Origin of the sequence: Ferrovibrio terrae, assembly GCF_943372915.1 — a bacterium.
Lineage (GTDB): Bacteria > Pseudomonadota > Alphaproteobacteria > Ferrovibrionales > Ferrovibrionaceae > Ferrovibrio > Ferrovibrio terrae_A.
In genome coordinates this window covers 130,120-140,270 of sequence record NZ_CALSAN010000012.1, presented here as the reverse complement: position 1 = coordinate 140,270, position 10,151 = coordinate 130,120, and the positions used below count along the sequence as shown (strand labels likewise).

The 10,151-nt window shown below is 66.1% G+C and carries 8 protein-coding genes; 5 read left to right on the top strand and 3 right to left on the bottom strand.

The features are described from left to right. The 3 genes from AAG821_RS10805 to AAG821_RS10795 form a co-directional block, all read left to right on the top strand. Nucleotides 1-1,318: hypothetical protein (locus AAG821_RS10805; protein ID WP_341916265.1), on the top strand; the 1,318-nt coding region annotated here is incomplete at its 5' end. Nucleotides 1,319-1,329: 11 nt separating this feature from the next. Further along, nucleotides 1,330-2,241, top strand: coding sequence for a site-specific tyrosine recombinase XerD (locus tag AAG821_RS10800; RefSeq protein WP_341911147.1), 912 nt, complete (start codon nt 1,330-1,332; stop codon nt 2,239-2,241). 93 nt (nt 2,242-2,334) lie between these two features. Next, nucleotides 2,335-3,312, top strand: a complete 978-nt coding sequence (locus AAG821_RS10795) for a CoA ester lyase (RefSeq protein ID WP_341911149.1) — start codon at nt 2,335-2,337, stop codon at nt 3,310-3,312. Nucleotides 3,313-3,324: 12 nt separating this feature from the next. Here the strand turns inward: AAG821_RS10795 and AAG821_RS10790 are convergent, their stop codons facing one another. Genes AAG821_RS10790 through AAG821_RS10780 form a run of 3 tightly spaced genes read right to left on the bottom strand, consistent with a single transcriptional unit; the run spans nt 3,325 to nt 7,466 of the window. Then, nucleotides 3,325-5,268 (bottom strand): nucleoside-diphosphate sugar epimerase/dehydratase, encoded by a 1,944-nt coding sequence (locus tag AAG821_RS10790; RefSeq protein WP_341911151.1) that lies wholly within the window; start codon nt 5,266-5,268, stop codon nt 3,325-3,327. A gap of 24 nt (nt 5,269-5,292) precedes the next feature. After that, nucleotides 5,293-6,300: a glycosyltransferase family 4 protein gene (locus tag AAG821_RS10785; RefSeq protein ID WP_341911153.1), complete on the bottom strand. Its 1,008-nt coding sequence runs from the start codon at nt 6,298-6,300 to the stop codon at nt 5,293-5,295. Further along, complete coding sequence (locus AAG821_RS10780; protein WP_341911155.1) at nt 6,297-7,466, bottom strand: glycosyltransferase family 4 protein; 1,170 nt, start codon at nt 7,464-7,466, stop codon at nt 6,297-6,299. The genes AAG821_RS10785 and AAG821_RS10780 overlap by 4 nt, the downstream gene beginning before the upstream one ends. A 153-nt stretch (nt 7,467-7,619) precedes the next feature. Between AAG821_RS10780 and AAG821_RS10775 the strand changes: the two genes are divergently transcribed. Together AAG821_RS10775 and AAG821_RS10770 are read left to right on the top strand one after the other, a co-directional pair. Beyond that, a complete protein-coding gene (locus AAG821_RS10775; RefSeq protein WP_341911157.1) occupies nt 7,620-8,909 on the top strand; it encodes a nucleotide sugar dehydrogenase in 1,290 nt (429 codons plus the stop codon). 73 nt (nt 8,910-8,982) lie between these two features. Then, a complete protein-coding gene (locus AAG821_RS10770) occupies nt 8,983-10,143 on the top strand; it encodes a GTP-binding protein (protein WP_341911158.1) in 1,161 nt (386 codons plus the stop codon). Nucleotides 10,144-10,151 lie beyond the last annotated feature (8 nt).

Sequence of the window (10,151 nt, the reverse complement as noted above, 5' to 3'; positions counted from 1 at the left end):
GTCGCCGCCGCCACGGGAACTGCAGGACCCGATCTTCCGGCAACTGCCCTTCGATCTGGCGCTGCTGAAAAACGATCTGCCCAAGGCCTGCGAGATTGCCGCTGCCGGCCTGCGCGAGGATGCCTCGGCCTTCTGGCAGAAGGCGGCCGTGCTCTGCCGCTACAGCAACAAGGATATTGCCGGCGGCGATCTGGCGCTCAGCCTGTGGCGCGACGGACCGAAAGAACCCGGCGCCGGCGACGATGCCCCGTTCAATGCTCTGGCCGCTGCGCTGCGCGGCGACACCCGTGCGAAGGTCGATACGCTGGGCCCCGGCGCCAGTCCGCTGCAGTTCGCCATGCTGCGCGCCGCCAACCGCCAGCTGCCCAAGGACACGCTGGATGTTGCGTCGCCGGCCCTGCTGGTGGCGCTGGTCGGCTACGACAAGGCCGATGCTGAAATCCGGCTGACGGCAGCCGAGCGTGCCGTGCGTTATGGCGCGCTGCCGCCGGAGCTGCTGGCCGAAGCCTATACGGCCGCCGAAATCCCCGAGGCGCAGCGCGCCGGCCTGATGGCCAATATCGTGGCGGGCAAGGACAAGAGCGTGCGTGCCGCCGCGCTGGTTTACCAGGCGGCACGGGCGACCACGGAGCCGAAGACCCGCGCCGAGCTGATCAAGCGCGCCTACGATCTGGCGATGACGCGCGACCAGCTGCTGGTCACCGCTGCTGTCTACAAGCCGCTGCTGAACAACCTGGTGCCCAACGAGGGCAGCATCAGCGCCGCACCGGCCGTGATCCGCCTGGCGCTGGCCGCTGGCGAGACCGGCGCGGCGCGGCTGTGGCGCAACATCCTGCTGGCCCTGCCGCCGGAACGCGACAATGCCGGCGAGATCGCCGCCGAGGCCTGGCCTTTGCTGCTGATCGCCGGCGAAGACGGCGAGTGGCGCGACAGCCGCTATGAAGCCTGGCTGGCGGCACAGAACGACCTGTCGCCGGCCGAACGTACCAATCGCGCGGCGCAGCTGCTGACCCTGGTTGAAGCCGCCGGCATCGCCGTGCCGCCTGAGCGCTGGGACAGCCTGCTGACGGCGGCGGCCAGCAACGACCGGCGCGGCGCGGCGCCTTCGATGGCCGTCTGGCGCAACCTGCAGCGCGCCAGCACCGCCAAGGCCAAGGCCGAAACCGTGGCGCTGTCGCTGGCCATGCTCGGCGGCAATGGCAGCCTGGATGTCGATGGCCAGAGCCTGGCCACTGCACTGGCCGCCCTGCGCGATCTCGGCCTGGGCGCCGAGGCCCGGCAGATCGCCCTGGAAGCAGCCCTGCTGCGCGGCCTGTAAGGCGCCGCCACATGGCGCGCGCCTCCAGGCATATCGACAGTTTCCTTGAGATGCTGACCGCCGAACGCGGCCTGGCGCAGAATTCGCTGCTCGCCTATCGCACCGACCTGGCCGATTTCAGCGGCCATCTGAGCGCCCGCAATGAAACGCCAGATACTGTCGGCACCGACAGCCTGCGGCTGTACATGCAGGGTCTGAGCGACGCGGGCATGATGACGGCGACCGCGGCGCGGCGGCTCTCGGCCCTGCGGCAGTTCTTCAAATTCCTGGTGCAGGAAAATATCCGCAAGGATGATCCGGCCGCTTTGCTGGATGCGCCGAAGCGGGCACGGCCCCTGCCCAAGCTGCTCAGCGAAGGCGAGGTCGACAAACTGCTCCAGGCAGCGCGCTCCCTGCGCGACGATCCGGCCGAATCCGCCAGACTCACTGCGCTGCTGGAAGTGCTCTATGCCACCGGCCTGCGCGTCAGCGAACTGGTGTCCCTGCGCTGGCCGCCCTTTGGCGACGATGCCCGCTTCCTGGTGGTGCGCGGCAAGGGCAACAAGGAACGGCTGGTGCCGCTGTCGGAACCTGCCCGGCTCGCTATCGAGGACTATGCCGGCTGGCGCAGCGATTTCATCACCGCCAAGACCTCGCCCTGGCTGTTCCCCTCGCGCGGCGAGACCGGCCACCTGACGCGCCAGCGCTTCGGCCAGTTGCTGAAAGACCTCGCGGTAGCGGCCGGGATCAGCCCGTCGAAGGTGTCGCCGCATGTGCTGCGCCATGCCTTCGCCAGCCATCTGCTGGCCCATGGCGCCGACCTGCGCGCGGTGCAGAAGATGCTGGGCCATGCCGATATCAGCACCACGCAGATCTACACCCATGTGCTGGAAGCCCGGAAACAGGCGCTGGTGCGCCAGCATCACCCTCTGGCCAAGCCTTAGGTTTTCCAGAGGAATTCCCTGACCTAACGTCAGGCTTGCCAAGCCTCTCCCGGCCCGTTAGCAGTTGCAGCATAACAAGGGAGAGCCAGCGTCATGAGCTTCAAGACGATCACCCCCGCCCCGCCCCGGCTGAACCGCTGCGAGCTGGCGGTGCCCGGCAGCAGCGTGAAGCTGTTCGAGAAGGCGGCGAAATCCGCCGCCGATGTGATCTTCCTCGATCTCGAAGACGCCGTGGCACCCGACGACAAGCCGCAGGCGCGTAAGAACATCGTTCAGGCCCTGCATGACATCGACTGGGGCCGCAAGGTGATGTCGGTGCGCATCAACGGCCTCGACACCCATTACATGTATCGCGACGTCGTCGAAGTGGTGGAAGCCGCCGGCGACAAGCTCGACCTGATCATGGTGCCCAAGGTGGGCACGGCCGCCGATATCTATGCCGTCGACATGCTGCTGACCCAGATCGAAACCGCCAAGGGCTTCAAGAAACGTATCGGTATCGAGGCAATCATCGAGACCGCGCTCGGTATGCAGAATATCCACGAGATCGCTGCCGCAAGCCCACGCATGGAAAGCCTGCATTTCGGCGTCGCCGATTATGCCGCTTCGACGCGGGCGCGCACCACATCGATCGGCGGCCCGAATGCGCTCTATGGCGTGCTGACCGACAAGGATGGCGACAAGCCGCGCGACTATTTCTGGGGCGACATGTGGCATTACGCCATCTCACGCATGGTGGTGGCCGCGCGCGCCAACGGGCTGCGCCCGATCGACGGTCCCTTCGGCGACTTCTCGGATGCCGATGGCTACCGGGCGCAGGCCAATCGCGCTGCCATCCTCGGCTGCGAAGGAAAGTGGGCGATCCATCCGGCGCAGATTGCCGTTGCCAACGAGGTCTACACGCCGCCGGAGGCGGAAGTGGCCAAGGCCAGGCGGATTCTGGAAGCGATGAAGGAGGCCCAGGCCAAGGGCCAGGGCGCCGTGGCGCTGGATGGCAAGCTGATCGACATCGCCTCAATCCGTCAGGCCGAGGGCATCGTCAATCAGGCCGAGCTGATCGCGAAGGGCTGATCCGAGGGCCGGTCAGGCCGCCGAGGCCGGCGTCGCACTCTGGCCATTGGGCGCGTGCTGGAATTCCGGCACCAGGGTAGTGATGCCGCTGATCAGCGCCGCGGTATCGCGCTGCTGCGCAGATGTGATCAGGCTGGCGATGGTGCGGTCCAGCTCGGCGCGGTCGACGATGCGCGGCGCGGCCAGCATGATGCCATCCTGCGGTGTCGCCACCGTGGTCTCGGCGCTGTGCAGCACTTCCTCATACAGCTTCTCGCCCGGCCGCAGGCCGGTGAAGGCGATCTTGATATCCTTGTCGGGCTGCAGGCCGGCGAGGCGGATCATCTGGCGCGCCAGATCCTGGATGCGCACCGGCTCGCCCATGTCGAGCACGAAGATCTTGCCTTCTGCATGCACCTGGTCGCTCGGCATGGCGGCGGCCTGCAGGATCAGTTCGACCGCCTCGCGCGTGGTCATGAAAAAGCGCGTCACATCCGGATGCGTCACGGTCAGCGGGCCGCCATTGCTGAGCTGGCGCTGGAACAGCGGCACCACCGATCCGGAAGAGCCGAGCACATTGCCGAAGCGCACCGTCACATACTGCGTGCCGTTGGTACGGCCGGTAATCCGCTCCAGATCCAGGCTCTGGCAGATCATCTCAGCGATCCGCTTGGTCGCGCCCATCACATTGGTGGGATTCACCGCCTTGTCGGTCGAGATCATCACCATGACGGCGACGTTATGGCGCTGACAGGCCTGCGCCACGATCTGGGTGCCACGCACATTGGTGAGCAAACCCTCGCCGACATTGGCCTCCACCAGCGGTACATGCTTATAGGCCGCCGCATGCAAGACAATATCCGGACGCTGTGCGGCGAACGCCGATTCCACCGAGTCCGGATCGCGCACATCGCCCAGCACGGCGACGCGCGGCAGCCCCGGATAGCGTTCCGAAAGTTCCATGTCGATCTGGTAGAGCGCATGCTCGCTCTGTTCGAACAGCACGATGGCGGCGGGATCAAGCGCCGCGACCTGGCGCACCAGTTCCGACCCGATGGTACCGCCGGCGCCGGTGACCAGCACGCGCCGGCCGGCGACCAGCCGCATCACGGCACTGCGGTCGAGCACGCGCTGCGGCCGGCCGAGCAGATCCTCGACATCGACCGACTGCACCTGCGGCGCTTCGCCTTCCTTGCGGAATTCAGTCATGCGCGGCAGACGGGCAACGCTGATGCCAAGCGGCGCAGCAATCTCCACCAGATCACGGATGGTGCGGCCGTCGATCCGCTCATCCGCCACGATGATGCGCCGCGGCCGATCGAGTTCGCGCATGCCGGCCACGATGGCGGCAAGGTCAGCCATGCGGCCAAGCACGCGGATACCACGCAGGTCACGACCATGGCGGCCCGTCGAATCATCGACAATGCCGACCACGCGATAGGCGGCATTGCCCCGTTCCATCTCGCGGATGAAGGTATCGGCGGCCAGGCTGGAGCCGATCAGCACCACCGGCACGCGCCTGTCTTCGCCGCGCCACAGCACGCCGGCCAGGCTGCCTTCCTTCCAGCTGCGATACAGGATGCGCGGACCGGCCAGCAGCAGCATGAGGATGAAAACCTGCATCACCAGCGCACTGCGCGGGTAATCCGCGAGGCGGGTGAAAATGAACAGCAGTGGCAAGAAAATCAGCAGCGATAGCAGGCTGCCGCGCAGGATCGCCAGCATGTCGCGCAGCGAGGCGAAATGCCAGATGCCGCGATAAAGCCCGGTATACTGGAACACCACACCGGCCACGCCGGCGAAAACCAGCGTCGGCAGCCAGGCTTCCTCGGGCGACCAGTCGATATCGACAATCCAGAATCGCAGCCAGATCGCCAGCGGCAGTGAGATCGCGGCCATGACAATGTCATGTGCCGCCACCAGCAGGACGCGGTGGTTCAGGCGCAGGGGACTATCGAGCTTGGGCTTATCGGTCATGGTCGGTCGCGGCCATCCTAGCCGTTACGCCGATTCGGCGAAATGCCTGCAGACGATCGCCGTGGCGGCAATCGCCAGTCCCGTTGCCACCAGCGCCGCCTGCCACGAATACGTGCTTGCGACCGCCAGGCCGACCAGCAGCAGATTGAGCGCCGCGATCCGCAGGGCGACCGCCGCATGGCTGCCGAGTTTACGGGCGCCCTGCTGGTAGAAGTGGCTGCGATGGGCCTGCCAGACCTTCTCACCGCGCAAGCCGCGGCGCAGCAATGTGTAGGTTGCATCAACCCAGTAGTACATTGGCAGAATGAGGGCCGCGGCCCAGGCGCCCGACAGCGCCAGCAGCAGCAGCAGCAGCCCGAGCAGATAGCCGACCGGCACGCTGCCGACATCACCGAGAAAGACTTTCGCCCGGCCCCAGTTCCACGGCAGGAAGCCCAGCGCGGCTGCCGCCACGACCAAACCCGGGGCATTGGCGAGATCGGGATGCTGCCAGGCTGCAACCAGCACACTACCGGCGCCCAGCGTCACCATCTCGACGCCGGTGATGCCGTTGATGCCATCCATGAAGTTGAACAGGTTGGTGAACCACAGCCAGGCCAGGAACAGCACCACGCGTTCGAGCCAGAGCGGCACTGCGCCCTGGGTGACCGTGGCGAAATCGGGCAGCAGCGCCAGCACTGCGCCGACCGCCAGCATCTGCACGCCGAAGCGCAGGCCCACCGGCAGGCCGCCGCGGCGGTCGTCGAGCCAGGACACCAGCGCCAGCGCCGCCATGCCGAGCAGGACCAGCACGAAAAAATCACTGAAATCGAGAACCGACCAGACGATGCAGCCAAACAGGATGCCGGCCGTGACGGCGACGCCGCCGCCGCGCGGGGTGGCGTCGGTATGGCTGGAGCGGTCGTTGGGGATATCCAGCACGGCGCGGCGCTGCAGCCAGCCGATCAGCGGACGCATCAGTGCAAAGACCAGCAACCCGCTGGCAACCGCGATGGCCAGGGCGATCAGCCAGTCCTGCAGCAGCGCGTTCACAGCGTGTCGCCCCGCATCCGCAAGACGCGATCATAGGTCGCCAGGCTGGCCGCGACGAACTGTTCAACCGAGAATTCCGTCACCGCGATGGCGCGGCTGCGGGCGGCCAGGCGATGGCGCAGCGGCACATCCGCCAGCAGGCGGCGGATCGCAGCGGCCGTCGCCTTACCATCGCCAACCGGCACCAGCAGGCCATTTTCTTCATGCCGCACCACTTCGCGACAGCCCGGTGCATCGGTGGTGACAATGGCGCGGCCAACGGCGGCGGCCTCGATCAGGCCGCGCGGCAGGCCTTCGCGGTACGACGGCAGCACGATGATATGGGCGCGCGGCAGCATCGCCGGCATGTCATCGGCAAAGCCCCAGTACTCAACCGTTCCACTATCGATCCATGCCTGGAGTTGCTCGGCGCCGATATCGGTCTTGTTGTCCGGGTCGCGCCGGCCGACCAGCACGAAGCGGGCAGTTGCCTTCTCGGCCCGCAGGATTTCAGCCGCCGCCACGAATTCGCGCACGCCCTTGTCGCCGAGCAGGCGCGCGGGAAACATCACGACGGGGGGATTTTCGGCATCGACCGGCGGCTCGGCCCGGTCGGCAAACACCTGCATGTCGACACCGCAGCCCTTGATCATCACCCAGCGATCCGGGCGCACCAGCCGGCGCGCTTCGAACACTGCCAGATCGTCCGGGTTCTGGAAGATGGCGATGCTGCGGCCATAGCCCAGCGCGAGGCGATAGAGCCGCTCGATCAGGCGACGCAGCAATCCGGTCTTGGCGTCGGCGCGGTCTTCGCTCTGGATGAAAACATAGCCCAGCCCGGTGATGGCATGCACCACGGCCGGCAGGACCGCCAGCCGCGCGGCGAGCCCACCCCAGATCACCGGCTTGATCGAGACCAGATGGACCAGCTGTGGCCGCAGGCGCAGGAACAGCCCCAGCAGCACCAGCAGCAGTTTGAGTTCGGCCAGCGGATTCTGCCGGCTGCGGGTCAGCGGGATCGGATGGAAGACAAACCCGTCCGCCTCCAGCCGGGCGGCAATGGCCGGATCGGCCGGGGCGGCGACATGCACGGTCCAGCCACGGCGCTGCATCGCCCGCCCGACGGGCAGCCGGTGGGTGGTGAAGAACAGGGCTTCCTGGACGACGATGAGCAACCGGCGGGCCATGAGGCGGCTCTACCGGCTGGCGGAAGGCCGGTCAAGCCGCTGAATTCCTTAATGCCGCGCCCGGTCGCCCCAATAGCTTTCCGGCCCGGCTTTATTGACAGGAACCGGCCGGGCGGGTACCCCCCTTTAGCGCTTTTTCGTGAAAGTCCTGCCGTGTCCAAGCCCGCCTCGCCCCCTTCCATTGCCGTCATCGGCCTCGGTTATGTCGGCCTGCCGCTGGCCGTGGCGCTGGCCCGGCATTTTCCCGTCCTGGGCTTCGATATCGACAAGAGCCGCGTCGAGGAACTGGGCCGTGGCGAGGATCGTACCCGGGAAATCGAACCCGAGATCCTGCGCAGCTCCAGCCTGAAGCTCAGCGCCGATCCGGCGGACCTGCCGGCTCATGCCATTTATATCGTCACCGTGCCGACGCCGGTGGACGACAGGAACGTGCCGGACCTGGGCCCCGTGCGGTCGGCCTCGCGCACCGTCGGCCAGGCGCTCAAGCTCAATCCGGCGCCGGGCGCCATCGTTGTGTATGAGAGCACCGTCTATCCCGGCGTGACCGAGGAGATCTGCGGTCCGCTGCTGGAGCAGATGTCGGGCCTCGTCTGCGGCAAGGATTTCTTCCTCGGCTATTCGCCCGAGCGCATCAATCCCGGCGACAAGGTGCACACCGTCGACAAGATCACCAAGGTTGTGGCTGGCCAGACCGCCGATGTGGCGGCCACACTGGCGGGCATCTATGGCAAGATCACGTCGGGCGGCATCCATCTGGCGCCGACGATCAAGACAGCCGAAGCCGCCAAGGTGATCGAAAACGCCCAGCGCGACATCAACATCGCCTTCATCAACGAGATCGCGATGATCTTCGGCAAGATGAACATCTCGACTTACGATGTGTTGGAGGCCGCCGGCACCAAGTGGAACTTCCTCAAGTTCCAGCCCGGCTTGGTAGGCGGCCACTGCATCGGCGTCGACCCGTATTACCTGGCCCATCGCGCCGAGGAACTGGGCCACCATGCCCGCATCATCCTGTCGGGCCGCGCCATCAACGACGGCATGAGCGCTCATGTGGCCGAGGCGGTTTCGGCGCGCATCGCGCCCAAGGGCACCGTGCTGCTGCTCGGTCTCACCTTCAAGGAAGACGTGCCCGATCTGCGCAATTCCAAGGTGGCCGACCTGGTTGGCCATCTGAAGCGGCTCGGCCACAGCGTGACGATCCACGATCCGCTGGCCGATCCCCATGAGGCGCAGCACGAATATGGCCTGATGCTGGCGCCACGGCTGGACCAGCTGTCCGGCTTCGATGCCGTGCTGGGTGCCGTGCCGCACGAGGTTTACCGCAATTTCGCCGATGCCGAACTGGCCCGGCTGGTCAAGGCCGGCGGCCTGGTCGCCGACCTGAAGGGCATGTGGCGCGACCGCAAACTGCCGGCCGGCCTGAAATACTGGACGCTTTAGGGCGATCCCGGGGATATCGCACTGGACTTCGCACCGGTGCTGACCGAAATATCCTGTTCATCAGGAGCGTAAGATGTCTGAACAGATCGACAAACGCATTCCGGTATCCGTGATTACCGGCTTTCTCGGGGCGGGCAAAAGTACCCTGCTCAACCGCCTGCTACGCCATGCCGACATGGGCGACACGGCTGTCATCGTCAACGAATTCGGCGAAATCGGCCTCGATCACGCCCTGATCGCTTCCAGCAAGGAAGACACCATCCTGCTCAGCTCGGGCTGCCTGTGCTGCACCGTGCGCGGCGATCTGGTGAACACCTTCCGTGAGCTGACCGCCAAGCGTGATTCCGGCGAGGTAAAGCCCTTCAAGCGCGTGGTGATCGAGACGACAGGCCTGGCCGACCCGGCGCCGGTGCTGCACACCCTGATGAGCGATCCGGTGGTGGCCGAGCGCTGCCGCCTGGAAAGCGTGGTCACGCTGGTGGATGCAGTGAATGGCAGCGGCACGCTGGATCAGCATACCGAAGCGGTGAAGCAGGCCGCCGTGGCCGACCGGCTGGTGCTGACCAAGACCGATCTGGCCGAACCCAAGGCCGTACAGCAGCTACGCCACCGCCTGCAGCATCTCAATCCCGGCGCACCGGTCTTCACGGCGATCGGCGGCGATATCGCGCCGAAGCAGCTGTTCAACGCCGGCCTTTATGACCCCGCCACCAAGAGCTTTGACGTGCAGAACTGGCTGCGCGCTGAAGCCTATGGCGCCGACCACCACCATCATCACGATCACGATCACGATCATGGCCAAGGGCATGACCACGATCATCATGACCATGGCGACCACCATCACCATGACGATCACGGCCATCAGCATTTCGAAACCAGCGATGGCAAGCTGGACGTCAATCGCCACGATGCCTCGATCCAGTCCTTCTGCCTCACCTTCGATGAGCCCTTCGAGTGGAACACGCTGGCCACCTGGCTCGACCTGCTGGCGGCCTATCGCGGCGACAACCTGCTGCGCGTGAAGGGCCTGGTGAATGTCGCCGGTGTCGACCGACCGGTGGTGATCCATGGCGTGCAGCACCTGTTCCATCCGCCGGCCACGATTCCGGCCTGGCCCGATGACAGCCGCCAGAGCCGTATCGTCTTCATTACCCGCGACCTCGGCCGCGAAGTGATCGAACAGACGCTCAACGCGCTGCAAAAAGCCGAACCGCCCGCGGCACAAGGCGGCTGAGCGCTGCG

Excerpts from the sequence above, each read along its gene's own strand:
- AAG821_RS10800 (WP_341911147.1), top strand. The coding sequence starts at position 1,330 with ATGGCGCGCGCCTCCAGGCATATCGACAGTTTCCTTGAGATGCTGACC.
- AAG821_RS10795 (WP_341911149.1), top strand. The coding sequence starts at position 2,335 with ATGAGCTTCAAGACGATCACCCCCGCCCCGCCCCGGCTGAACCGCTGC.
- AAG821_RS10790 (WP_341911151.1), bottom strand. The coding sequence starts at position 5,268 with ATGACCGATAAGCCCAAGCTCGATAGTCCCCTGCGCCTGAACCACCGC.
- AAG821_RS10780 (WP_341911155.1), bottom strand. The coding sequence starts at position 7,466 with ATGGCCCGCCGGTTGCTCATCGTCGTCCAGGAAGCCCTGTTCTTCACC.
- AAG821_RS10770 (WP_341911158.1), top strand. The coding sequence starts at position 8,983 with ATGTCTGAACAGATCGACAAACGCATTCCGGTATCCGTGATTACCGGC.